General features: G+C 43.0%; 24 protein-coding genes. 8 read left to right on the plus strand and 16 right to left on the minus strand.

The genetic code is table 11. From position 1 onward, the window contains the following. Positions 1–114 precede the first annotated feature (114 nt). The 6 genes from JCM15074_RS09385 to gmk all read right to left on the minus strand — a co-directional run bounded on the left by JCM15074_RS09385 (position 115) and on the right by gmk (position 6,278). Positions 115–1,776: an AMP-binding protein gene (locus tag JCM15074_RS09385; RefSeq protein ID WP_025820965.1), complete on the minus strand. Its 1,662-nt coding sequence runs from the start codon at positions 1,774–1,776 to the stop codon at positions 115–117. Positions 1,777–2,044: 268 nt separating this feature from the next. Further along, on the minus strand, positions 2,045–2,749 hold the full coding sequence (gene trmH, locus JCM15074_RS09390; protein ID WP_025820966.1) for a tRNA (guanosine(18)-2'-O)-methyltransferase TrmH: 705 nt from the start codon (positions 2,747–2,749) through the stop codon (positions 2,045–2,047). 56 nt (positions 2,750–2,805) lie between these two features. Further along, positions 2,806–3,189 carry a deaminase RidA gene (gene ridA / locus JCM15074_RS09395; protein WP_025820967.1) on the minus strand — a complete coding sequence of 128 codons (384 nt, stop codon included), beginning with the start codon at positions 3,187–3,189 and terminating at the stop codon, positions 2,806–2,808. A gap of 12 nt (positions 3,190–3,201) precedes the next feature. Further along, the gene (spoT, locus tag JCM15074_RS09400) at positions 3,202–5,298 is read right to left on the minus strand and encodes a bifunctional GTP diphosphokinase/guanosine-3',5'-bis pyrophosphate 3'-pyrophosphohydrolase (protein WP_025820968.1); all 2,097 of its coding nucleotides are present in this window, start codon (positions 5,296–5,298) and stop codon (positions 3,202–3,204) included. A gap of 16 nt (positions 5,299–5,314) precedes the next feature. Next, a complete protein-coding gene (gene rpoZ / locus JCM15074_RS09405; protein ID WP_025820969.1) occupies positions 5,315–5,593 on the minus strand; it encodes a DNA-directed RNA polymerase subunit omega in 279 nt (92 codons plus the stop codon). Positions 5,594–5,654: 61 nt separating this feature from the next. Beyond that, on the minus strand, positions 5,655–6,278 hold the full coding sequence (gene gmk / locus JCM15074_RS09410; protein WP_025820970.1) for a guanylate kinase: 624 nt from the start codon (positions 6,276–6,278) through the stop codon (positions 5,655–5,657). 241 nt (positions 6,279–6,519) lie between these two features. Here gmk and JCM15074_RS09415 point away from each other — a divergent pair, with 241 nt between their 5' ends. The 7 genes from JCM15074_RS09415 (at position 6,520) to JCM15074_RS09450 (ending at position 13,548) form a co-directional block, all read left to right on the plus strand. Then, the gene (locus tag JCM15074_RS09415) at positions 6,520–7,509 is read left to right on the plus strand and encodes a hypothetical protein (RefSeq protein WP_025820971.1); all 990 of its coding nucleotides are present in this window, start codon (positions 6,520–6,522) and stop codon (positions 7,507–7,509) included. A 180-nt stretch (positions 7,510–7,689) separates the two neighbouring features. Continuing rightward, positions 7,690–8,556 carry an NTP transferase domain-containing protein gene (locus tag JCM15074_RS09425; RefSeq protein WP_025820972.1) on the plus strand — a complete coding sequence of 289 codons (867 nt, stop codon included), beginning with the start codon at positions 7,690–7,692 and terminating at the stop codon, positions 8,554–8,556. Continuing rightward, positions 8,549–9,613 (plus strand): phosphotransferase enzyme family protein, encoded by a 1,065-nt coding sequence (locus JCM15074_RS09430; RefSeq protein WP_025820973.1) that lies wholly within the window; start codon positions 8,549–8,551, stop codon positions 9,611–9,613. The genes JCM15074_RS09425 and JCM15074_RS09430 overlap by 8 nt, the downstream gene beginning before the upstream one ends. Before the next feature lie 182 nt (positions 9,614–9,795). Then, on the plus strand, positions 9,796–10,473 hold the full coding sequence (locus JCM15074_RS09435) for a TetR/AcrR family transcriptional regulator (protein WP_025820974.1): 678 nt from the start codon (positions 9,796–9,798) through the stop codon (positions 10,471–10,473). 65 nt (positions 10,474–10,538) lie between these two features. Next, the gene (locus JCM15074_RS09440) at positions 10,539–11,486 is read left to right on the plus strand and encodes an HlyD family secretion protein (protein ID WP_025820975.1); all 948 of its coding nucleotides are present in this window, start codon (positions 10,539–10,541) and stop codon (positions 11,484–11,486) included. Further along, complete coding sequence (locus JCM15074_RS09445) at positions 11,483–12,409, plus strand: ABC transporter ATP-binding protein (protein WP_025820976.1); 927 nt, start codon at positions 11,483–11,485, stop codon at positions 12,407–12,409. Before JCM15074_RS09440 ends, JCM15074_RS09445 begins: the two co-directional genes overlap by 4 nt. Further along, entirely contained in the window at positions 12,406–13,548 is a 1,143-nt protein-coding gene (locus tag JCM15074_RS09450; RefSeq protein WP_025820977.1) for an ABC transporter permease, read from the plus strand. The genes JCM15074_RS09445 and JCM15074_RS09450 overlap by 4 nt, the downstream gene beginning before the upstream one ends. A gap of 20 nt (positions 13,549–13,568) precedes the next feature. Here JCM15074_RS09450 and JCM15074_RS09455 read toward each other — a convergent pair whose 3' ends face one another. Then, entirely contained in the window at positions 13,569–14,789 is a 1,221-nt protein-coding gene (locus JCM15074_RS09455) for a coiled-coil domain-containing protein (RefSeq protein ID WP_025820978.1), read from the minus strand. Between the two features lie 4 nt (positions 14,790–14,793). Next, positions 14,794–16,344, minus strand: a complete 1,551-nt coding sequence (locus JCM15074_RS09460; protein WP_025820979.1) for an AI-2E family transporter — start codon at positions 16,342–16,344, stop codon at positions 14,794–14,796. 215 nt (positions 16,345–16,559) lie between these two features. On the opposite strand from JCM15074_RS09460, the gene kch reads away from it, so the two are divergent. Next, positions 16,560–17,780 carry a voltage-gated potassium channel protein gene (gene kch, locus JCM15074_RS09465; RefSeq protein WP_025820980.1) on the plus strand — a complete coding sequence of 407 codons (1,221 nt, stop codon included), beginning with the start codon at positions 16,560–16,562 and terminating at the stop codon, positions 17,778–17,780. Between the two features lie 66 nt (positions 17,781–17,846). Here kch and JCM15074_RS09470 read toward each other — a convergent pair whose 3' ends face one another. The 8 genes from JCM15074_RS09470 to JCM15074_RS24560 all read right to left on the minus strand — a co-directional run bounded on the left by JCM15074_RS09470 (position 17,847) and on the right by JCM15074_RS24560 (position 26,008). Further along, positions 17,847–19,130: a cytosine deaminase gene (locus JCM15074_RS09470; protein ID WP_025820981.1), complete on the minus strand. Its 1,284-nt coding sequence runs from the start codon at positions 19,128–19,130 to the stop codon at positions 17,847–17,849. A 14-nt stretch (positions 19,131–19,144) separates the two neighbouring features. Beyond that, the gene (codB, locus tag JCM15074_RS09475; RefSeq protein ID WP_025820982.1) at positions 19,145–20,398 is read right to left on the minus strand and encodes a cytosine permease; all 1,254 of its coding nucleotides are present in this window, start codon (positions 20,396–20,398) and stop codon (positions 19,145–19,147) included. A 530-nt stretch (positions 20,399–20,928) separates the two neighbouring features. Continuing rightward, the gene (locus tag JCM15074_RS24885) at positions 20,929–21,318 is read right to left on the minus strand and encodes an FGGY-family carbohydrate kinase (protein WP_306302223.1); all 390 of its coding nucleotides are present in this window, start codon (positions 21,316–21,318) and stop codon (positions 20,929–20,931) included. Continuing rightward, a complete protein-coding gene (locus tag JCM15074_RS21685) occupies positions 21,288–22,562 on the minus strand; it encodes an FGGY-family carbohydrate kinase (protein WP_234400202.1) in 1,275 nt (424 codons plus the stop codon). Before JCM15074_RS21685 ends, JCM15074_RS24885 begins: the two co-directional genes overlap by 31 nt. A gap of 11 nt (positions 22,563–22,573) precedes the next feature. After that, positions 22,574–23,533 (minus strand): ABC transporter permease, encoded by a 960-nt coding sequence (locus JCM15074_RS09490; RefSeq protein ID WP_025820983.1) that lies wholly within the window; start codon positions 23,531–23,533, stop codon positions 22,574–22,576. Then, complete coding sequence (locus JCM15074_RS09495) at positions 23,534–24,523, minus strand: ABC transporter permease (RefSeq protein ID WP_025820984.1); 990 nt, start codon at positions 24,521–24,523, stop codon at positions 23,534–23,536. It lies immediately after the preceding gene. Beyond that, entirely contained in the window at positions 24,516–25,625 is a 1,110-nt protein-coding gene (locus tag JCM15074_RS21690) for a sugar ABC transporter ATP-binding protein (RefSeq protein ID WP_199899790.1), read from the minus strand. Before JCM15074_RS21690 ends, JCM15074_RS09495 begins: the two co-directional genes overlap by 8 nt. A gap of 38 nt (positions 25,626–25,663) precedes the next feature. Further along, positions 25,664–26,008, minus strand: a complete 345-nt coding sequence (locus tag JCM15074_RS24560) for an ATP-binding cassette domain-containing protein (protein ID WP_199899791.1) — start codon at positions 26,006–26,008, stop codon at positions 25,664–25,666. Positions 26,009–26,034: the final 26 nt, after the last annotated feature.

Genomic DNA, 26,034 nt, shown 5'->3' on the forward strand with positions numbered 1-26,034 from the left:
ATAGATTGAGTATAAAACTAGCCGCATAGGATAAGCTTTTTTTAAACTTTTGACAAAATATGTCTATAAAAAAAGCATGTCCAATTGAACATGCTTCTATCTGGAGCAGAGTGGTTATTCTATTTCATCTTCGTAGAGGACTTGGCCGCCACGAATACCATCAACTTTTTCACTATAACGCTGCTCTAATACATGACGCTTAATTTTTAAGGTTGGTGTTAGCACATCGTTTTCAACCGTCCAAGGGTCATTGACAACAATAATTGCATCGACCGTTTCATGTGACTCTAAGTGCGGGTTAACACCAGCTAAGGTTGCTTTTAAGGACGACTTAACCTCTTCTCTAGGCTGACGCATAGAGCCTTCTGATAGTTGTACTAGCGCAATTGGATGAGGTAAGCCTGAACCAATCACGCAGATTAATTCTACATGGGAGTCCTGTGCTAATTTACGTTCAATAGGCACTGGTGCAACATATTTGCCTTTAGAGGTTTTAAAGTTATCTTTTACGCGGCCAGTAATGGTCACGCAGCCATCTTTATCGATGTCACATAAGTCACCAGTACGGAAAAAACCTTCTTCATCAAATGACACTGCATTAAGTTCAGGTTGTAGGTAGTAACCTTGCATTAAGCCTGGGCTTTTAACTAATAGCTCACCTTGTTCAGATTGTTTAATTTCACAACCCTCAACGGCATGGCCGACAGTGCCCATTTTGCTTGGATTGAATGGGAAGTTAATAATGGAATAAGCACAGTTCTCTGTCATGCCCCATGCTTCACTAATATCAAGCCCAACTTTGTGATACCAAGCAATCAGTGATGGTGGAATAGGTGCAGAGCCTGAACCTAGGATGCGACAGTGTTCAAGGCCAAGACCTTGTTGAATTTTGCGTTTAACAATGCTTTTTAAAAATGGAATTTTAAGTAGGGTATTGAGCTTTTTCTCTCCGCCGATTTTAGCAATAATATTTTGCTGGAACAGGCTCCATAAGCGCGGTACTGAGAAAAAGAGAGTCGGTTTAGCGCGTTTAACATCATCAACAAATGAATCAAGACTTTCAACAAAGGCCACTTGAGTGCCAGAGTAGATAGATGAGCCTTCAATTGCCACACGTTCAGTAATATGCGCCAATGGTAGGTAAGAGATTAATCTATCCTCTAAGCCTGTTTGCAAATCACGCACTACGGCTTGGCAGGTCCAAGCAAAGCTCTCAAATGTTTGAATCGCACCTTTGGGATGACCGGTAGAGCCTGACGTATAAATTAGCGTCATAATGTCATCGGGTTGCGGTAACGGTGAGTTAAGTAACGGCTGTCCCATGGTGAGTAATTTCTGCCAGCAATATTGTGCAGGCATAGTATCGTAAGGGAAGGCAAGTCTAAGAATATCACCACCCACACCAGCTTCTTGATCGGCCCAATAGTCTAGTTTTCCGATAAAAATGGCTTTAGCTTTACTGTGTTCTAATACATAACGAATGGTATCGGCGTTGGCGGTAGGGTAGACAGGGACACTGATATAGCCGCCATACATTAAGGCTAAATCAGTGATAAACCACTCGGCGCAGTTTTTAGATAATACTGCAATCTTATCACCGGGTTCTAAGCCTAAATGGCGCAGAGAACCTGCAATTTGCAGCATTTTTTGATGCACATCTTTCCATGTGAAATCAACGTACTGACCATTGATAGGCTGGCGTAAATAGATTTTATCGCCCTGAATCTCAGCCCAATGGTTGATCATCTCTATTGGAGATTTGAATTGAATATCCATTTGCTTATTCCAATTTGTTATCGTTATTTGTTAACTATTGGATGTATCAGTACGTCAGTTTTACACATCTAAATTAGAGTTAGCTACTGATAAATCAAATAATTAGTAAGGTAACGCTTTGATTTATTATTAGTATTGATCGGTTTGTGATTACGTGCAAATTTTTAAGAAAAGCGTGAGGTCAAACCAGTGTTTAGTGCTGTTTTATTATATGCGACTAATGCATTTGGCTAAATTATCACGCTTAATTTAGTTGTTTATAAAGCGTTTATATTGTGGCTGTTTCGATTTCTGAAATCGCACGCATCGCTTGCCACCAAGCGTCAGGGGCTTGAATCTGACCTTGCTGATCGATGTTTGGATAAGCCAGTTGTTTACGACGGCAAGCTTTGGCAAAAATAGGATACCCCTGCTCAAATAGTAGTTTTTGGCAATAACCATCATCTACCTGTCTTTGCTGGTACATACCCGCTTGTTGGCGTTGTCTTTGTGCTTCATACAATATTAAAGCGGTAGCAACTGACACATTCAATGATTGCACCATGCCCATCATAGGAATAATGACCTGTTGATCTGCGTGTGCAATCGCTTCTTGGCTAACACCATCGCGCTCATTACCCATCACTACTACTGTGGGCTTGGTGTAATCAATGCTTCTAAAATCTACCGCTTTATCACTGAAGTTAGTCACAATAATTTGCATATCTTGTGCTTTAAACGTGGGTAAAGCTTGAATGAAATCATTATGGCGGTGACATGCCACCCATTGCTGGCTACCCGATGAGGTATTGTTAGTCACCCGCATTTCGCCGGGCGGCATAATGGCATGAACATCAGCAATCCCCACTGCATCTGCAGTTCTTACCACTGCAGATAAATTATTATTTTTATGAATGCCGTCTAAGCAAACGGTTAAGTCTATTTGGCGTTTATCTAGCATTTCATTAATGCGCTGAAAGCGTTCTGGGCTCATATATTCTCGTAGGTATAAAAAAAGACGCCAAAGCGTCTTTTTAAAATAAATAGTATTTATAACTCCATGATACCGTCTATTTCGACTTGGGCATCTTTTGGAAGTTGTTTAACCCCTAGTGCCGCTCGGGCTGGATAGGGCTGGTTAAAGTAGCGTCCCATCACTTCATTGACGAGCGCAAAGTGACTTAAATCAGTTAAGTAGATATTGAGTTTTACAATATCATTCAAACTACCACCGGCAGCTTGGCAAACAAGATCAAGGTTATGAAAAACCTGATTAACCTGAGCTTCAAAATCATCACTAACAAGTGTCATTGTTTCCGCAACTAGCGGAATTTGACCTGACAGATAAACTGTATCTCTGACTCGTACTGCTTGTGAATACGTACCAATTGCTTGCGGTGCAGCTTCTGTTGCAATGATAATTTTTTCAGCCATAACGCGCTCCTGTTATTTATTGCGTGAAGTGCGTAATACCTCAGGTAATACTCGGATCCGTCGCATTACGTTTGCTAAATGAATTCGGTCAGTCACCGAAATTCTAAGATTAATTAAGAAAGCTTTACCGTCACGCTCTTCAGTAGACAGATTATGAATATTTGAGCCTGCAGAGGCAATAATTGAGGTGATTTTAGCCAGCGCACCTTGGTGATTGATAATTTCAACACGTAGGTTAGCTTGGAACTCTTCGCCTTCGGCGCTATCCCATTGCACTGCAATATATTTATCAGGTTCAGTTTGGTAACCGCGAATGTTAGCGCAGTTTTCCATATGCACCACTAAGCCTTTGCCTGGGCTGACGTGGGCAATGACAGGATCGCCAGGGATCGGGCGGCAACAATTAGCAAAGGTCACTAACATGCCTTCAGCGCCGCGAATAGGCATCACTGCTTGTTCATCATTGATATCAATTGATGCACCCAGTAAGCGCTGCGCGATCACTAAGCTCATGGCGTTACCTAAACCAATATCTGCCAATAATGAATCTAAATCGGCATGCTTAGTGTCACTAATAACTTTATTAAGTTGTTCGGTTGAAATGCTTTCAAGCTTGGCATCACCTAAGGCATGGTTAAGTAAACGACGGCCTAGAGCAATGGCTTCATCACCTTTTAGGTTTTTCAGCATTTGACGAATTTTAGCGCGCGCTTTACCCGTTACCACAAAGTTGAGCCATGCCGCATTCGGTCTTGCGCCTTTTGCCGTAATAATTTCAACGGTTTGGCCTGACAATAGTGGTTGGCTTAATGGGTATGCTTGACGATTAACTCGTGCCCCAACGCAGGTGTTGCCCACATCGGTATGCACTTCATAAGCAAAGTCGACCGCAGTTGCGCCTACTGGTAGTTCTAAAATGCGACCTTCAGGGGTAAATACGTAAATTTCGTCGGGGAATAATTCGGTTTTAACGTTTTCTACAAATTCAAATGAGTTGCTGGCACTTTGTTGCAGTTCAAGTAAGCTTTGCATCCACTTACGGGCTCTTACCTGCGTAGTGGTGCCTTCTTGTTCTTTACCATCTTTGTAGAGCCAGTGTGCTGCTACCCCTTTATCAGCCATTTGATCCATGTCTTCAGTTCGGATTTGGATCTCAACCGGAACACCGTGAGGGCCAAATAGTGAAGTATGTAATGATTGATAGCCGTTGGCTTTTGGGATGGCAATATAATCTTTAAATCGGCCTAAGCGCGGTTTATATAAACCATGCATAGCACCTAAAATGCGGTAACAAGTATCAATCGAGTCAACAATAATTCTGAAGGCGTAGATGTCCATCACCTCTTGGAATTGCAACTCTTTGTTTTTCATCTTGTTATAGATTGAAAATAGGTTCTTTTCACGACCGCTAACACTGCAAGATAAGCCAGTATCTTCTAGGCGGGTGAGAATCGCATTTTCAATGGTTTGAATTAACTCTTTGCGATTACCTCGAGCGGCTTTAACCACTTCTTTAAGCACGCGATAACGCATTGGATAGTAAGCTTGAAAGCCTAACTCTTCTAATTCACTTTTAATTTTGTGAATACCAAGACGGTTAGCGATGGGTGCATAAATTTCAAGGGTTTCGCGAGCGATACGACGACGTTTGTCGGGACGAAGTGCACCAAGTGTTCGCATATTATGAGTGCGGTCGGCTAATTTGATCAGAATAACGCGAATATCCTGAGTCATTGCCAGCATCATTTTACGGAAGTTTTCAGCTTGGGCTTCTTTTTTATCGCGGAATTTAAGCTTATCTAGCTTAGATACACCTTCTACCAGTTCTGCCACCGAGCTGCCAAATAACTCAGCTAAATCTTGATGGGTAACATAGGTGTCTTCGATGGTGTCATGCAGTAAGGCCGCCATCAGCGTCTCGTGATCGAGACGCATCTCGGCCAGGATGCGGGCTACCGCAACCGGATGGGTAATATAAGGTTCGCCACTGGTGCGCATTTGGCCTTCATGGGCATCACGCGCAACTTGATATGCCTGCTTGAGTAAATCAACCTGCTCCAATTCTAAGTAAGTTGAAGCCGATTCTTTAAGTCCTTCAAACAGATACAAGTGACTAACTCCTATATTATAGTGAACGACCTTCAGCAATTGCTGCTACAGCAGCAATTTCTGCAGCTTCGCGCTCACGTACTGATTGACGCTCATCAGCATCAAGAGTATCAGAGGTTACTAGGCCAAGTTCGATTTCACGTAATGCAATCACGGTTGGCTTATCGTTTTGCTCTTCAACCATAGGGTCTTTACCCTGTACAGAAATTTGGCGAGCACGACGCGCTGCAACCAGGATCATATCAAAACGGTTGCCGATTTGTGTTACGGCGTCTTCTACTGTTACGCGAGCCATGTGTGGAAACTCCAGTGTTATCGATAAGGAAAAAATGACGCAAAATTGTACACTATGACAGTCAATCTGCCAATAGATCAGCAAGCATATCATTGTGAGCGTGGCTCTGGCTAGCGTTGGTTAAACGCTGGCTACGAATGATGGCATGCAAATCGGTTAAAGCTGTATTGAAATTATCGTTTACAATCACGAATTCATATTCATTATAGTGCGACATTTCTGAGACTGCTTGTGCCATACGGCCAGCAATAATCTCTGCACTGTCTTGACCACGACCAGTTAAGCGGTGTTCAAGCTCAGTTTTTGACGGAGGCAAGATAAAAATACCCACTGCTTCAGGCATTAATCTTTTAACTTGCTGCGCGCCTTGCCAATCAATATCTAAAAAGACATCGATGCCATTAGCCAAAGTTTGTTCAATTACTGTACGTGAAGTACCGTAAAAGTTACCAAAAACTTCTGCCCATTCAAAAAAAGCTTCCTCTGCAATCAAGTCTTTAAATTGTGCTTGATCGACAAAGTGGTAATGATGACCATTAATTTCGCCGGGGCGAGGTGCACGAGTGGTGTGTGACACAGATACTTGCATATTTGCAGGATTATCTTGTAGTAGTGCCGAAATAAGTGACGATTTTCCGGCGCCGCTAGGGGCCGACACAATAAATAAGTTTCCGCGTGCGGTCATGATTATTGTTCCAGTTTGCTTAAATGATGCGCGATGGCTAAAGCGGGTTATTATACTGCTATTTTAGTAACCTGCGAAAGTATATTCATAATAGAAGTCGCATATATTCTGTAGATTATAGGCAATGGGATAAAGGCTTGTTATCGATGGTAGATAATTCGCTTTAATATTGTTATTAGTTTACTGACTTTTTGGCAGATTTTGGTTAGTCTCTGGAGGATTAGCAAGGAGAGTTATCACTGTGGATGCATCGATTATTTGTCACCAAGGCCGCGATAATGGCCCGCGTTTTCTTGCCATTAGTAGCATTTGTTATTTAGCTTTATCTTTATTCGCGCTTTTATTTGGCTTTACCCCTATGTTGTATCTGGCTGCATTGTTATTGATGCCAGTACTGTTATTAACGGGTGTACGCCGGTTGCGTGACAGTCAATTACCATTATATTTTAGTGCTATTTTAGCGGTTCCATTGCTAGGGTACTGCAGTGTGTTAGCGCATTCATTAAGCCCACTGTTTACAATCTTCTGGTTGCTCTTTGCCATCGTACTCACGGTTGGCTTTGCCCTGCGCCGTAGTCCCAATGTGATTGAATATCAACAAGGATATAGTGGGCCAGTCACTGAAGCTCGCGCTCCCCGACGTCCAGCGCAGCGGGTGGAACCTTCAATGCCTGGCGAAGTGGTGATTGCCCCAACCCTCGACTTTAATCAAGATATGCATCAGCTCAATGACAATTTTGAATTGCATCAAGTTGATCGAGCTGAAATAGAGGCGTCATTAGCACAAGAGCAGCGTAAACAAGGGCTTGAACAAGGTTCGTTAACCGCGATGTTAACTCAGTGCTATCACATGGCTATTCAATATCGATACTGGTTATTTGCAACGGCAGCAGCCATGTTGCTATTGGCATCTATTGCTGTTGTTTGGCATTTTTGGTCGTCATCAGAGACGACTGTCGAGTATTCCCCTGAGGTCGCACCTGTGACTGAGGTGATGGTGACACTACCCGATGGTTTTAGTCTTGTGCTGGCCAATAAACAGCTATTAATGCGTTGGCGCAATATTGATGCGAACCTCGGGCCGCTATGGTCGCAAGCGACTGCGATTGGGGATAATACCTGTGCCTATATTATGTTTAATAGTGGCAATAAGTATCGACCATTACAGGTTAAGGTAATCGCTGATCATATTGTTGAAGCTGAATTTTCAGCGTTAGATAGCCAAGCTTAATTCGCGATATGGCCAAACGTAATAGTGTGCAGCTATGCGGTCAGCAATTTAGCTTAAAAGGCAGTGGGGCAGCATTAACTGGCCGCGCAGAGTTTAATGAATATTTGTAGATGCTAGGAATGTGCGTCTACAAACGATAAACTAAGCGATTGCATTCTAAAACTCTACTTACACGATAAAATGATAACAACATTGGTAATTTTGGCTGCTGGTATGGGCAGCCGCTTTGGTGGCGATAAACAGTTAGCTCAGCTTGGCCCAAATGGCGAGACATTATTAGAGCTATCCTTGTTATCTGCCGTCGCCGCCGGTTTTGACCAAGCGGTATTGGTTATTCGACCTGAGTTAGAGGCTGAGTTACGTCAACGACTTGCAGTTATTATTCCGTCGCAGTTTGTTATTCATTACTGTTATCAAGCATTAACTGACTTACCCCTTGCTTTGCCCGCAGCATTAGCGGCTAGACAAAAACCATGGGGTACGGCTCATGCATTGTGGAGTGCCCGCGCCTTAATTGATGGCCCTATGGCAGTGATTAATGCCGATGATTATTATGGCGACCATGCGTTTGAGATGTTGGTTCAGGGGTTAACCAAGCAAAAAGAGGAGTGGATGATGGTTGCGTATCCACTGCACTTAACTTTATCTGAACATGGCGGTGTTAATCGTGGTGTTTGCCAAGTGGCGCAAGGCTATTTGACGCATGTAGATGAATACCTTCAAATTAAGCAAACCGCACAAGGTCTTTACGGTGAATTGCATGGGCAATTATTACCACTGACCGACAATACATTAGTTTCAATGACTTGTTGGGGCTTTACGTCAGCAATTTTTACTGCAATTGAACAAGCTCTTATTGAGTTTATACAAGCACCCTCTACGGGCATAACTAGCGAATGTTACCTGCCTGCAGTGGTGCAACAACAATTAGACAAAAAAGCGCAATTATTACGTGTTGAAGTGAGCCAATCGCCATGGTTTGGTGTGACTTACGCAGACGATGCGGATTGGGTTAAACAACAATTATCGGAGTTACAGGGTGAATAATTTTGTTAAGCAGCAAGTGCTGCCATACTTTGCAGTCAGTATTGACGCCAGTGTCACCCCGCTGGGCAATGGTCATATCAATGACACCTTTTTAGTGCGCGATCAAGATACCGAATTTGTATTGCAACGTATTAATACCCAAGTCTTTACCACTCCAGATGCATTAATTGCCAATGCAGATAAAGTGAGTCAGCATTTAACCCAAAAGCGAACGCAGAGCTTATATCAATTACAGGTGGTGGCGCCGATTGCAGCTAGCACGGGTGAATTAGCGGTTGATTTAGGTGAACAGGGTTATTGGCGTGCAATCAGCTATTTAGATCATAGTCATAGTGTTGAAGTGATTGAGAGTGAGCAGCAAGCTGAAAAAGCAGCTAAGGCATTTGGTCATTTTGCCAATGCGTTATCTGATTTAGACGCAACCCAATTAGAAGATGTGATTACAAAGTTCCATTATTTACCGGGACGTATTGAAGCATTAAAACAAGCGGCTGCCATCGATATGTATGGTCGATTAGGCGAGTGCCAACAATGGTTCGATTTGGTGTTAGCACAGACAGAGCTATTAACTGAGCTCGCAGATATTGAAGCAAAATTACCGTTAAGAACTTGCCATAATGACACTAAAATCAACAATATGTTGTTTGATAAGCGTGATATGTCGAGCTTAGCGATTATCGATCTTGATACCTGTATGAAAGGTCATTTGATGTATGACTTTGGTGATATGGTGCGAACCTTTACTTCACCTGAAGCAGAAGACTCAACTAACCTTGCTAACGTTGAAGTGCGTGAAGCCATTTTTGCGGCAATTTGTCGTGGTTATCTCGCAGAGTTAGGCCAAACATTAACAGAGCTTGAACGTCAAAGCTTATGGCTAGGCGCTAAAGTAATGTGCTTAATGATCGGAGTACGTTTTTTAACTGATCATTTAGATGGCGATAAATATTTTAATATTCATCACCCCGGCCATAACTTAGAGCGAGCCGCTAATCAATTTACACTATTCCAGAGTTTATTAGCGCAACAAGCACAGTTAATTAGTTATTTGAAATAACGACTCTTAGATTCAACAAACGGCGCTTATTATAGCGCCGTTTTTGTTCTCATTTTACGGGTAATTTGTGCGCTCATTAGCAGTTCTTAATCAAGTAGTTAGCCCAATATTTACGAAGTTCTAATGGCTCAGGCACTATATATCGTTTTTTACTAATATCGAAAAGAACGTAATAGAGGTCGATGAATAAACTTAAGCGTGAACAGATGCTACTGGAAATTGCTCAACAACTTATTACTGAGCAAGGTATGTTGTCATTTAAATTTACCGATATTGCTAAGCAAGCACAGATTGCTCGAGCCACCTTATATCAGCATTTTCACAATAAAGAAGATGTGCTATTAAGCTTGTATAGCAAAGATGCGGCTATTTGTTTGCAGTTACTGCTTCAAATACAAGTATTACCGACATTGACCTCGCATGAAAAACTGCTCAGTGCACTATTACTGCAATTAGTGATATCGAATCAACGTTACTCAAAGTTAAGCAATGATTGGGTCAATGCTTCACCATTAATCTATCAATTTGCACAGGTAGAACGGAAGCAACAGTTTGAATTACTTGTGCATCAGGTCTGGCTGCAACATCATGAGTTTTGGTTGCAACCGATCCTCGCAGGTCAGCTATTTTCTAGCCGTGCCGAGGTTGAGACGGTGAGACATAAAGTGATGCCATATCATCGCGGCTTGCTATGCCAAACAACGATGACCAAAGTAACATCTCCTCCTAGTTTGCGAGACAGTTTTGAACATCTATTGCATTACACTGGCTTGTTGAAATGGCGTCAGGTACCACATAGAGTTGACTATGGTCTTATCTTGCAAACCATTGATGGATTATTAAAGGCTTATAGAGATTGAATAGTGCTTGAGCTGGCTGAAAATTAACCCTAAAGTGGAACCATTAGCAATCAAATGGATTGATTATGAATGGCAAATGGTATTTCACCTGTTTATTCAGCATCTTCTTTGTTGCGGCTTGTCAGCCGCAAGTCCCACAAGCATTAGGTACATTAGAGCAGGATAGAGTTGCTTTAACGGCTACGGCTAACGAAATCATTACCGAGCTTGCAGTGCCTATTGGCGCCAAAGTGAAGCAAGGGGATGTGTTAGTTCGCTTAGATAATCGCTTACAGTTAGCCCAAGTCAAAAAAGCCGAGGCTGACGTGGCGTTAGCACAAGCCAATCTGATAAAGCTGCAAAATGGCGCTCGACCAGAGGCCGTTGCCCAAGCTCAAGCCGCCGTTGAATCTGCACAAGCCACTTTAACCGATGCGCAGCAAACCTATACCCGAGTCAAGGATCTTGTGGCGCAAAAGTTAGCATCACAAGCCAATTTTGATCGCGCTCAAACCGCATTAGATGTGGCGACGGCGAATGTGGATAAAGCTCGCGAGCAACTACGTGAACTGACCAACGGCACTCGTCCTGAAGATTTACAAATTGCGGCAGCACAGGTCAAAGCGGCGCAAGCAGTATTATCCAGCCAACAGCAATTATTAGCGCAATTAACAGTAACCGCCACTCGTGACGGCGTGGTGGATAACTTTCCTTGGAATCAAGGTGAGCGTGCCACCATGGGCAGCCCAGTAGTGATCATGCTTGCAGGCACAGCGCCTTATGCCAGAGTTTATATTCCAGAACCTTACCGGATTAAAATGGCGGTGGGGGATGCACTCACTGTACACATTGATGGTCTGGATAAACCTGTCATTGGTAAAGTGAGGCAACTTGCTGATGAACCCGCATTTACTCCCTATTACGCCCTTAATGAACATGATCGTAGTCGCTTAATGTTTTTAGCTGAAGTGCAACTGCCTGACAGTTTTCAGCAACATGCCATTGGCTTGCCAGTTCAGGTGCAATTGCCATGAGTGAGTGGGCGATCCAAGCGCAGGGATTACTGCGCAAGTTTGGCGATTTTGTTGCTATTCAACAGTTAGATTTAAACATTGAAAAAGGGCAAATCTATGGCTTTTTAGGCCCCAATGGCTGTGGTAAAACCACGGCGATTAGAATGCTTACTGGTTTGCTGACTCCCACCAAAGGGCAAGTGAATGTATTGGGACTTGAGTTACCCAAACAAGCAGCAGAGCTTCGCTTTGAAATTGGTTATATGACTCAAAAATTTTCACTCTATGATGATCTTACCGTGCGTGAAAACTTACGCTTTATGGCGCAAATATATGGTTTGCCGAGTCGTAGCCAGCATCGCCGTGTTGAGGAATTACTCAATATTTATGGCTTAGATAATAAAGCCTCACAATTAGCGGGCAGCATGAGTGGTGGTCAGCGGCAGCGTTTAGCGTTAGCGGCGGCAGTAATCCATCAACCTAAAATGCTATTTTTAGATGAACCGACTTCTGCGGTGGATCCTGAAAATAGACGTGATTTTTGGGAGCAACTATTTGATTTAAGCGACCAAGGTTGCAGCATTTTAGTGTCAACTCACTATATGGATGAAGCCGAGCGTTGTCATAAGTTGGCGATTTTAGAAGCTGGTCATAAACGTGCCGATGGCAGCCCAGCTGAATTAATGCAGCAAATGGGGGCGACGGTGATTGAGCTAGAGTCGTCTTCATTACGTCAATTAAAAGCGCAACTTACGGCGCATGCACAAGTACTGTCAGCGGCGCAATTAGGTAATCGCTTACGAGTGTTGGTTGATAAAGCGGTCACCGATCCTATGGCGTGGTTACTAAGTTTACCGTTAGGGTTAACGTTATCTCAACTGACAGAAGTTAGACCGAGTTTAGAAGATGTGTTTGTGACCTGCACAGGCGAGGGACGCCAATGAACTTTACCCGCATTCGCGCCATTATCATCAAAGAATTATTACAGCTAAAACGGGATAGGATGACCTTTGGCATGGTAGTGATGATCCCGCTGATTCAGTTAATTCTATTTGGCTATGCCATTAATACCAATGTGCGTGATATTCCTGCCGCCTTAGTGGATCATTCTGGTAGTGCTTTGGGACGCATCATCAGTAGCAGTGTTGAAGCAAGCCAAGTGGTTAAGTTCACTCATATTTATGCGGATCTTGAACAGGCAAAAGCGGCGTTACGTGCTGCCGATGTGCGGGCGGTATTAGTGATCCCATATGATGTCAGTCAACGTTTAGTTCGTCATCAGGCTGTCGGCATGGCGCAGCCTAATTCAACTGACCAACAACTTGCGCGGCCGATAGGCCAATGGCTGGTGGATGGTTCCGATACCATGATAACGGCGGCGATTAAAAGTTTAATGAATATGCCGTTGGCTAATTTATTGGATAAACCCGTGATAGCCGGAGTACCGACATTTGCGGTCGCCCCATTTTATAATCCTGCCCAGCGCAGTGTGGTGAATACCGTGCCTGGGCTGGTCGGGGTTATTTTAACCATGACCATGATCTTATTTACTTCGGCTGCGATCGTGCGTGAGCGTGAGCGCGGTAATTTAGAGATGTTGATTAATACCCCAATTAGTTCGATGGAGCTGATGCTTGGTAAGATCACGCCATTTATTTTTATTGGCGCACTGCAAGTCGCGATTATTTTAAGTCTGAGTTATTGGATTTTTAATGTCTCGGTTATGGGCGATTTACTGCAATTAGCGCTATTAACCTTATTGTTTATTGCAGCCAGTCTGACCTTAGGCTTATTGATTTCAACCATTGCTAAAACTCAGCTGCAATCCATGCAGATGACTATTTTTGTATTGTTACCTTCGATTCTGTTATCGGGCTTTATGTTCCCTTATGAAGCGATGCCCAATATAGTGCAATGGATTTCAGAAGCACTACCCGCCACTCATTTTATTCGAGCGTTTAGAGCAATCATGCTGCGCGAAGCAAGTTTAATCGATATGCATGCTGATGCACTGTGGTTGGCAGGTTTTACCGTGTTAGGTCTTATTCTGGCAGCCATCAGATTTAAAAAGCGGCTCGACTAAACCAGCCGCTAAATAGAGTGTTAAAATAGGCCAAGCTGGTGCGCAGTTAATAAGCCACAGCCCGCTAAACTGAGTATCGTCAGTGCGGTTAACCAAGCCAAATGGCGCTGTTGACGCGAAAATAGCGCGGCAATATTGGCTTGGTTTTGGTCGATTAATTGCTGCTGATCATCTTGATGGCGTGACATTTGGCTAAAGTGGTCAAATAGCTCTGCATCGGTAGCATTCAGTTGCTGACAAGATTCATTAAATTCATGTGAAACTTGCTGAATATCATGACAAAGCTGCTGCTGTTTCTCACTAATATCGTCTTTTAAATCAGTGACAGCATCCTGCTGCTGTTGCAACGCTTGCTGCTGCTTGTTTGAGTGCTCAACGAGTTGCTCTGCCACATTTTGTAGCAGTACTTTGTTTGCTTCTATTTGTTGCTGTTGTTGCTCAACTAATTGAGTTTCTAAGCCTTGCTGTAACTGTTGATTTTGTTCCGTTAATTGTTGTTTTGTTTGGCTGAGTTGCTGTGTGGTTTGCGCTAGCTGCTCGGTTAGCTGTTGTGCTAACTGGGCGGCTTGTTGATTGATATCTTGCTGTAGCTGCTGGCTCGACTGTTGAAACTCTTGCTCATGTTGAGCAATGCGCTGTTTGACCTGAGACTGCATTTGCAGATTCTGCTGTTCAATTGCTTGCTTACTGGTATCAATTTCTGCCATCGCATGCTGCAATTGAGCATGAATTTGTGCTTTGGTGGTTTGCACATCATCGGCAATTTCAATCAATTTAGCGGCGCCATCCATGGTTAGGCCTTCTAGTTCAAAGTAATCTTTGACCAGTTTTTCAAGCTCAGTTTGTTGTTTGCTGATGATATGCTGTTGTTCGGTAATTGATTGATTAGAAATGCTTATCTGTTTGGTTTGTTGCTGAATTTTATGCTGTTGTTCAGTTAACTCCTGTTGCTGTTCGGTCAACTGTTTAGCTTGAGCGACAGAGATCAGCATTAACTGACCCACTTTTTTAGCGTAACTGGCTTGTAGCTCTGCGGCATCTAACTCCGCATCTTTCATATCGTCCGAATTCCACCATCTTGATAGCCAGTTGCGTTGTTCGTGTTTCGCTCTGGCATGTTTTAAATCATCAAGTTTGTCATAATCGGCTTTAAACTCCTTAAGCAAGTTTTTCATATCAACTTGCTTAACAAGCTCGGCTGGAACGTTGGTTTTAGATAGCTGGGTAATAATTGAATTCATATCGTTACTTTAGTCTGGCTAATCGTTGTGCCAGCAATTGACGACGCTCTATTTGTGTTTGCGTTCGTGTAATGAGTGATTGCTGACTGTTAAGTATGGCCGTTGAGTGCGCCATGGTGTGTTGCTGGTGTTGGATAGCGTCATTTAAATTAAACGCCATAATGCGGTAACTATTTTCAAGATCTGCATATAATCGAGACTGATAATATTGTTGCTCTACTAAATCACAAAGCTGATTAATTTGTTGTTGGCCTGCTGCTAGCTGTAAGTTCTGCGCCGCCAGTTGTTCTGTCCCTAAACGGGCAAAGTTATCAAATAAGCGGTCAATTCCATACACAATCAAGGCGGTAGCAATACCTGTGAGTAACGCGGTAAATGCCGTGCTTAAGATGCCTGCAATTGGGGTTAATACAGGAATGGTCAGCAAAAAGGCTTTAATCGATTCCTCAAAAATTAAGCCTAAACTGGTGGTGATTAAGCTGGCAATAATTTGACTGACGGCGCGAGCAATCTCGACCGCAGGCATATTTTCTGGTGGCCAAATCAATAATTTAATTGCTTGCCATAAGCTTGCCATGCCTTCACGGAGCATGGTGACGACTTTGCTTGAAGTGGTCACCACGGTATTGATAATAAAAGTCAGTAAATTACTGAAAAAAGCTTGAATGCCACCACTAAATGCGGCTTTAAGGGCATCTTTAAATTTAGTTTTTAAGCGGTTAAAAATTCGCTTAAAAGCAGCCAATAAGCGTTCAATTAAACTGTCATTACTGGTTTGCGTAAACAGCTGTTTAGCTTCAGTAAATAGTGCATTAACAAACTCATGCAATAACAAGCCTAAGCCTTGTTTCAAGCCATTCATTGCCGCTTCTTTAGTGCCAGTTACTGCTAACTCTTGGCCCTGTTTTTTTAGCTGCGCGACCATTAAGTCACGTTCAATTTTGCGCTTAGCGGTATCCACGGTGTGATTAAGTAAATCCATATCAACACCAAATGATTCAGCATTGGTTTTACCCGGATCGGCTTTACGTTGGCGTTGCGCCCATTGTTGCTTGTCATGCTCACGCATCGACATGTTGATTGAGGCACCTGCAGGTTTTAAATTAACCTCTTGGTTGGCCATTGCCACCCGTTGTTCCGTCGTTTGAAACAGATGACTGCGACTATCGGTTTCAATTTTGTTGGCTGCGACCACATGATCTAAATGGGTTTGGCCATTACGGGGTAATATTTTATCCGTATAACAACAGTGGATTTCATCTTCAGTTTTAAAGAGTGCTTTACGCTTTTTCTTTAGATCGGCATCGTAAGCTCTGCGCTGATAGTCTTGCTGAGCTTGCTGCCATTGTTGATGACTGTCTTTATCTTGCTTAGTCGCGGTGATGCCTTGTTCAAAGTTATGCTGGGTGGTGACATTACCACCGACTTGATCATTAAACATCGCAGGAGTAAGCCCCAGCGGGCCAATAATTTGTGCGAGAACTTGTTGCTGACAGGAGTCGAGTAGGGCGTTGAGACGAATGGTTTTGAGTTCAGTACGAGTTAGCTCGGACATAGAAAATGTGGCTTAAAAATGATGTCACATTATATGGACAAGCGCTAAATTAAATTGTGATATGGATTATGAAACAGTGAGTTATCGGTTTATTTTAACAAAGAACCTAAATTTCTACTTGATTTACAAACGCATCAATTATTGAATTAATTTAGTCATATTTGTGGTCAATACGTTATTCTATAAGGTATTGACTGTATTTCTAGGGGATAACCTTGCAGCATATCCGCTCATTTTTACATCGTGCCCATGAACTTTGGATGGCGAAACGTCATTACCTTGCGGCGCTAGCGGTGTTTTTTAATGGTATTTTGATTTTTAAGACTGTGTATGGTCTACCTATTGATCTGCTTAGCGTTTTTAATGTCAGCAATTTTTCAGAAGAAAACTTAGCGTTATTAACTAATGCCCCTTGGTTTATGTTGGGGGTGCTATTGGTGCTTAACTCGCTAGGGTTGATGTTTAAAGCCCGTACCGCATGGACCATGAGTATCACCTTGCTGCTGATTACTTTTGTGTTTACCCTGCACTTTTTCCCCAATTTGCACCAAAGTATCTGGCTGTGTAGCGGTACTTTGATCTTTTTATGGTTACTTAAAAATGATTTCCAGCAGAGTAGTGCCACGGCGGGTGGTATTTTTGCGGCAATTAGTTTCTTACTGTTAGTGATTTATGCCACCTATGGCACCCTCTATTTTGGTGATGGTTTTCAGCCTAAAATAGATAACTTATTAACGGCATTTTATTTTTCTATGGTGACCATGACCACGGTTGGGTACGGTGATATTTTGCCGGTATCAGATCCTGCCAGAATGTTCACCATCTCAGTGATTATTGCTGGTATCACAGTGTTTGCAACATCGGTAACCACTATTTTTGGTCCACTTATTCGCGGTGGTATTAATCGTTTAGTTAAAGGAAATAATCGTCATATGAATAGAGAAAATCATTATATCGTTTGTGGTACTTCGATGATGGCGATGAATACCATTAGCCAATTAAGCCAGCGTGGTTTACCTGTAACTATCATCACCACCCGAGGTGAAGATGATTTTGCTCAAATCAACCTCAGTTTAGAGGGCAAATTTGACATTATTTCGGGTGACAGCAGTGACAGTGGTGTACTCAAAAAAGCCGGAGTTGAGCATTGCCGCGCCTTATTAGCCTTAACCGACAGTGATGCCGATAATGCCTTTATTGTGCTATCTGCTAAAGATATTAGTCATGACGTTAAAACCGTATTAATCGTCAATGACAGTAAGAATATAACCAAGCTTAAAAAGGTACAGCCAGACATTGTATTATCGCTGCAACTGTTTGGTAGTGAAGTGTTAGCTCGTATGCTCAATGGTGAGCAGATTAATAATGATATGCTTATTTCCATGTTATTTAGTGGTAACGAAGATCTGTTTAGCGCGACTACAGCCACTAAATAATCATTCCCAATAGATAAACGAAAGGGCTGAATATTCAGCCCTTTTTATGTCAGTTAATATTCGCGCTTAACGGCGAAAATCGACGATTTCATCTTCCGCTAAGTGAATTTGAGTTTGGGCTAATTGTGTCGTGGCAATAACCTTGCCTTGACGGATTGACCAGCGCACAGGCACTTGGCGGCGCAGCGCGTCAAAATCATTTTCAGCAGGTAGGATAATCAAGTTCGCAGGGCGACCAGCAACAAGGCCGTAGTTTTCACCTAATGCTAGTGCATTGGCGCTGTGCTGGCTGATCAGATCTAATGAATTATTAATCTGGTCATAACCCATAATTTGACACACATGCAGTCCCATATGCAGCACTTGTAGCATATTGGCTGTACCAAGCGGATACCAAGGGTCAAACACATCGTCATGGCCCAAACAAACATTGATATTGTTGGCTAGCATCTCTTTCACACGGGTCACGCCGCGGCGTTTCGGGTAATCATCAAAACGGCCTTGCAGGTGAATATTCACTAGTGGATTAGCCACAAAGCTAATGCCTGACATCTTTAATAAACGGAATAAACGCGATGCATAAGCGCCATTGTATGAGTGCATTGCCGTGGTGTGGCTTGCGGTCACTTTGTCGCCCATATTGTATTTATGTGCAAGCGCCGCTAGAGTTTCTACAAAGCGAGATTGCTCGTCATCGATTTCGTCACAATGTACGTCGATTAACTTATTGTATTTTTGTGCTAATTCAAAAATATAGTGCAGTGATTCAATACCGTATTCACGAGTAAATTCAAAGTGTGGAATCGCACCAATCACATCGGCGCCCATCTGCACTGCTTGTTCCATCAGCTCTTTGCCATTTGGGTACGACAAAATACCTTCTTGCGGGAATGCCACAATTTGGATATCGACCCAAGGCTGCATTTCAGCTTTTACTTCAAGCATGGCTTTAAGCGCAGTTAAGCTTGGATCCGATACATCCACATGAGTACGCACATGTTGAATACCGTTAGCGATTTGCCACTTTAAGGTTTGCTTAGCACGGCGCTTTACATCTTCAATCGATAATAATGCCTTTCGCTCTGCCCAACGCTCAATCCCCTCAAATAGCGTGCCTGAGATATTCCAGCTTGGCTCACCAGCAGTTTGGGTGGTATCTAAGTGAATGTGCGGTTCGCAAAATGGCGCTAATGCCATGCCGCCTTCTGCGTCTAATATTTCACCTTGAAAATCCAAAGGCGTATTGAGTTCATAGATACCCTCAAATTGACCCTCTTTAATCAGGATCTGTTTTAAACCTGATTGACCACGCACGCTAACATTAGTGATTAGCAGAGACGAAAGTTGCATATTAAGTATCCTTGTTAAGCGACTGAGTTTTCAGCCTGCTTGAGAGTGAATTTTTTAAAAATTGGGTCAAGTAGTAAATAACTGGCTGCGCCTGCAATTACGGCATTAAGTGGCACAATACCCGGTAATAAATGGCCTGCTGCAACACCGATAGCCACACCTGCAATTGCTGCCCAGTTCACCATTGGCTGTTGCAATAGTGCTTGCTCTAAATTGGTGTAACGATGACGATTTTTAAAGTAATCGGCAATTAAGATACCACCAATAGGAGGAATGGCGGCAGATAAGAAAGTGAGCCAGCCAACAAAGTTGTTGTATAACCAAAGTGCACATAAGGTGCCGATGATACCGTTAACAATCGACAAGTGTTTGCTTGATAATCCAGTAATGTTGGCGAAGCCTAAACCAGAAGCATAAAGCGCGTTATCGTTAGTGGTCCAAATGTTTAAACCTAGTACGATAATCGCCGGAATTAATAAGCCCTGAGCAATCATCACCTCCGAAATATCAGCGTGACCCGTTGCCGCAGCACCTGCTGCACCAAAGATAAACATCAAGGTGTTACCTAAGAAGAATGCCACCATGGTAATCACTACTGCACCTTTAGCACTGCGGCCAAAGCGTACAAAATCTGCAGTCAGGGTACCTGCTGAAATAAATGATCCCACTACCATCGCGAGTGCTAAATTAAAATCGATAGGTTCTTTGGGCTGCACTGCCATTAAGCTTTCAACGCCGCCAATACTGCTGATGGCTTCAATCACACTGTAACCGCCAAGTAGGGCGATAGCCGGTACGGCAATGGCCGATAAAATCATTAAGGCGCCTATACCGAAGTAAACGGTGGCGGTCATCAGTAAACCTGCAATCACAATCAACAGATTGGTATCAATGCCCGTGGCTTTATGCACAGGAATAGCAAACATGGCAACGCCCACACCAAACCAACCCACTTGCGTGCCGCCCAGTAGTAATGACGGTAACCAAGAACCTTTTTCACCAAATGAGAAACGCGCGAGAAGATGAGTTGAAAGACCAGTTGAAGCGCCGATATAGCCGAGAGCTGAAGTGTAGATACCGAGGATAAGGTTGCCGATGAGTACTGCGAGGAAGAAATCATTAAAGGAAAGGCCAGTGCCTAAGGTGCCGCCTGTCCACATACTGGCGGAGAAAAAGGTGAGGCCTAACATTACCATTGAAAGTGATAAAACGCCTTTTCTCGCCGCGAGGGGAACCGGACTGAGGCTGTAATTGTTATCGTGCGCCATAGTACTACCTTTTTATTTTTATTAATGCCAAATTCAGGCAAATTGCGCGCATTTTAGTGATTTAATATGGATGGTCAAAATATATTTACCTAAAGTCGATATAAATCACTCTTTATTTTTTAACTATATGATTATTAATAATAAATAAATTGTGATTAAATTTAGATATAGATGTTTTTAGCTAATAAGCTTTAGTTTTAGCTTGTTTATAGTGGATATCACTTTTTAAATAGTGATGATCGTTAAAATGATTGGTTATCTTGATTTGAAGATCTAAATTAGAAAAAGTTAAGTAATATCATGAGTTAACGAGGATGCAGCATATTGACTGAGTTTATCTGGTAACTATGGTTGTAGCTGAGCTTATTGCGGATTGGCTTGAGTGGATTATGCTTATTTCTGCGATATTACTAGTGTTTGTTACTGCTGGCGTTTGCTGAGATAGGCGCATGGTGAACTAAACAACATGCGCCCGCTTGACTCTAAATGACGTTAAAATCAATTTAAAATGAGTAAAAACCCGCTAAAAACTAGAACTCAGCCATTAACTGTTGATATTGACAATCATCTTCATACATCTTTAAAAAGACTTGATATTTAGCATCATAAAAACGTTTGATCTTATCGGTTTGTGGAGTGACGGTTTTGCCGATACGACTCATATTTTGCATCGCTTCAGGAATATCGCTATAACAGTTAGCTGCTACTGCGCCGAGCATGGCAGAGCCAAGTAATACCGCTTCACTCTCTTCTGGTAATAACATTGCGCAACCCGTTGCGTTTGCATGCTCTTGAATAAACAGTGAATTTTTAGTTCCACCGCCACAGCCCATAATGGTATCAATGGCGTAACCCGATTGGTTTAACTCTTCAATAATATGGCGTGTCCCTAAAGCAATGGCTTGAATGGTGCTAAATATTGCAGCGCCATATCTTCTAAGGTTTTATTCATGGTCAAGCCCGTCATGGTACCGGTTAAATGCGGGTTGGCACGGGGTGAACGGTTACCATGAAAGTAAGGTAATACATGACGATTCTTAGTTAAATAGGCGATATCCTGCTTATTGCCAGCCAACTGCGCTAAATGATCATTTAGCAGTTGATACACGGTAATCTGTTGCGCCTGTGCTTGCTGCATCGCTTGTTGGCAAAATGGGTGCGCTTCAATAACATGATCAATCAAAGCACCAGTGGCAGATTGTCCCGCTTCATTAAGCCAGTAATCAGGGATCATCGCGCTGTAATAAGCGCCCCAAATACCATCAATAAAACGCGCTACTTTTGATACCGTCATATGACAAGATGAAGTGCCGCCAATCAAGGCTAAACGCTTATTAAAATCCGCATTTTCGCCGCTCATGCCGGCAGCACCTAATACGCCAATACCACCTGCGTGAGCATCAATAATAGAGGTGGCAACAGGGGTGCCTTTAACTAACCCCAGTTCCATCGCTGCTTGGGCAGTTAAACCATGGCCGACTGGTTGACCCATAGGTAAAATGGTTGAGCCAATTTTATGGGCATCTTGCTCAAGCAGATCACCTAAACCAATTTGCTCAAAGTAGCTCTTATCCCATTTTTGTTCATGGCCAAGGTAAGTCCACTTACATACGGTTGAACATAATGCACGGCTATTAGTGTTGGTAGCACGCCAGGTTAAAAAGTCAGGTAGATCGAAAAAATAGCCTGCTTGATTCCAAGTGGTCGGCATATTTTCTTTGAGCCATAATAGCTTGGGCGTTTCCATTTCAGGTGAAATGCGATTCCCCACAAATGCCAATACAGGATGATCTGTGGCATTAATGCGTTCTGCTTGCTGGATGGCGCGGTGATCCATCCACATAATAATATTTTGCTCATGACGACCAGTTGGGCTAACCGTTAATGGCTGGCCCTGTTTGTCGAGTACTACCAATGAACAAGTAGCATCAAAACCAATACCTTTAACTTGAATCGGTTCAATATTTGCCTGGGCAATAGCGTCCTTAACGGCCAAACAAACGCTGTGCCAAATATCTTGTGATGATTGCTCAACAAAGTGTGCTTGTGGCTTATAGGTTTGGGTATCACGTTTCGCTTCGCCCACTTTATGGCCTAGGCTATTAAATACGCCAGCACGGGCACTACCACTACCAACGTCAACACCAATAAAATATACGCTCATGGTAGTTTTCCTTATGATCTAAATCTTTGTAAGCTAATAAAAATAATTAAGATTGCGCCCCATAGGGTCATGGTCAGATAACTGCTGACACCCAGAATATTTAAGCCACTTTCTAATGTTTGTAATACCACTAATGCCAGCACAATACCGATAATACGGCCAAAACCACCGTCTGGATGAATGCCGCCTAATACCGCCGCTAAAATCGCAATCAGTAGATAAGATTCACCATAGCCTGCTTTAGCTGAGTTAAATTTTGCCATCATAATAATGGCTGCAATCCAACATAAAATCGATGAGATGATATACACATAAACCAAGGCTTTTTGGGTATTGATACCGCTAAAGCGAGTCGCTTTTTCATTTGAACCAATCAGGTAGATATAACGGCCAAGCGGTGTGTGTTCCAGTAAGCCCCATAAGCCTAATGCGAATACCGCAAATAAAATCAGTGGCATCGGAATGCCTGCAACCGTGCCATTACCCAGTACCAATAAGGCTTCAGGAAAACCTGAAATCACACTGCCGCCCGAAATCAGCAGGTTCAAACCGTTAATAAAGGTCATCATGCCCAAGGTGGCTAAAATAGGCGATACACCCACATAGGCGATTAACATGCCGTTGGCGATACCGATAATAATGGCGGTAACTAAACCTGCAGCAAGTGCGGCAATCAACATCCAAGTGCTATCAGGGGCTTGGGTAATAATGCTCGCCATCACCAAACCACATGCATTGGTTGAGGCGATAATCGATAAGTTAATTCCGCCCGTTAACATACAAATAGCCATTGCTAGCGCCAAAATACCCAATAATGGCATTTGTGAAGACATAGATTGTAAGTTAGTTAACGAGAAAAATGTGCCGCCGCTGGTGGCTGCCATCATCACTAAAATTGCTGCCAGAATCACTAATAGATAACGAATATTCTTATCGCTTGGCATGGTTAACGCGCTGAGTACTTGTTGCATTTATATCGCCCCCATAGCGGTTTGCTTTTTATTATTCCAAGCGGTCATGCTGATACTTAAAATGATGATTAAACCCGTAATGAGCGTGTGCCAGTAAGCTGGTACACCTAACAAGGTTAAGCCGTTTTTGATGATGGCAAGTAAGGCGACACCGAGGATGACGCCAAACAGGGTGCCTTTGCCGCCGCCCATGCTGGTGCCGCCTAAAACTACTGCTGCCAGTACGGTTAGCTCAAATCCCATTAATGAATTTGGTGCTACTGACTGGGTAATTTGTGCTTGTACCATAGCGGCAATGCCAGCCAAGGCGCCCATGTAGGCATACACAAATAAAGTCACGCCAAATAGGTTGATGCCAATACGGCTTGCAGCATCGCTGTTGCCGCCCATGGCATAAATTTGGCGACCTAAACGGGTTTTATTCATTAATAATGAGGTCAGCGCAATCACCACTAATAGCGTGATAATGGGCAGATTGAGACTGTAGTCATAACCGTCGCTGGCGGTAAAGTTGAATAGGTTAATGCCATCCATAAACCAATCTGGGAAGCCGTATAACCAAGCGCCGTCGCTAAAATAGATCAATAAGCCAAAATAGACGTTAAGCATGGCGATGGTGATAATGATTGATGGCACTTTTAACTGGTACACCAGTACCGCATTAATTAATCCTAAAATGATGCCAACTGCAGCAGCAATGGCAAAAGCAGTCGCAAAGTTGCCGCCACTGCTTAAAATAAAGCTGGCACTGATGTACTGGGCAATCGCTGCGGTAGCGGGAAAGGAAATATCAATACCGCCCGCAATTAACACCACAAATAGACCACAAGCCATAATGCCTAAAATGGCAGAACTGACGGTCATATCAAAGATATTGCCTAAGGTCATAAAGTCTTCACTCATCACACTTAGAATAATCACTAATAAGCTGATCAATACGGCAAGATAAAACTCATGTTGCTTGAGCAGTGGACGTAAACGATTAAGCATTTACCGCCTCCATAATCTGTTGTTCAGTGGTTTGCGACGGTAAGAACTCATGGGTAAAGCGACCCTCTTTCATAATGATCACTCTATGGCTGTTGTAAAACACTTCAGGGATCTCATCGCTGATCATTAAAATGGCTATGCCGCTGGCAGCAAGATCTTTAGCGATCTGATAAATACTTTCTTTGTTGGCAATATCCACGCCGACGGTTGGCGAATCTAAAATCAATACTTGTGGTTTAGCGGCAATCCATTTGGCAATGGCAATTCGCTGGGCGTTACCGCCTGATAAACTGGTGACAGGTAACTTGGGATCAGACACCTTGATCGACAATGATTGGATCAGGTTCTGCACCAGTTTATTGGCTTTAAGATGATCAATTAGACCGTTGCTGCGAGTTAACGTGGGTAAAATGGCGGCAGTGGTATTGTCTTGAATAGATTGCTGCATAACTAAGCCTGTCGTCATGCGATCTTCAGACACATAGCCAATTCCCGCCTTAATAGCATCACGGTTACTGTTGAAATTAGTCTGCTCTCCATTGACATAAATACAGCCGCGATCGGGTTGACTCATGCCAAAGAGTGCCATGCACAATTCGGTGCGGCCCGAGCCAAGTAACCCTGTGATCGACACGATTTCACCTGCATGTAGCTGTAGGTTAATCTGATCAAACTGACCTTTTTTACAGAGATTGTTGATCTGCAGTTTGACCTGAGTTGGATCGGTAAATGGCGCTAACGGTTTAAACTCGAAAGACTGACCCGTCATTAAAAATGCTAGCTGAGCATCATCAATTTCATCCGCTTGGAAAGTACCGACGGTTTGGCCGTCGCGGATCACGGTAATGCGATCGGAGATCTCTAATACTTCATCTAATTTGTGGCTCACAAACACCACAGTGATCCCTTTCGATTTTAGATCGGCGACCACTTTGATCAGATTATTGATTTCAGTGCGAGTCAGTGATGCGGTGGGTTCATCCATAATCACTAATTTTGCATCGGCTGCCATAGCGCGGCAAATGGCCACTAATTGGCATTGTGCTACCGATAGCTGCTCAACTCGTTGCTGTAATGGTAAGTTAACGCCAATTTTTGCCATGGCGGTTTCAGCAATCTGTTTAAGTTTTGACTGGCTGACTAAGCCTTATGCCATTTAAGATGATCTTGAATGGCAATGTTTTCCATCACGGTTAAATTGGGAAATAGCGATAAATCTTGGTAGATAACCTGAATGCCATGTTCAATCGATTGCTGTGGAGTAAGGCGTTGATATTCTTTACCATTAATGGTTATTTTGGCGCCTTTTTCTGGCGCATGAACGCCTGAAATAACTTTGAACAGGGTGCTTTTTCCACAACCATTTTTGCCCGCTAAACAATGTACTTCACCCGCTTTAAAATCGAGTTCGATATTGCTTAATGCTTTCACTGAGCCGAAGTGTTTCGATACCCTAGATAAGGATATAAATGGTAATTTTGACATGATGTACTTCCGAAAGGGCAGCGTGA

This window comes from Shewanella marina JCM 15074 (assembly GCF_000614975.1).
Lineage (GTDB): Bacteria > Pseudomonadota > Gammaproteobacteria > Enterobacterales > Shewanellaceae > Shewanella > Shewanella marina.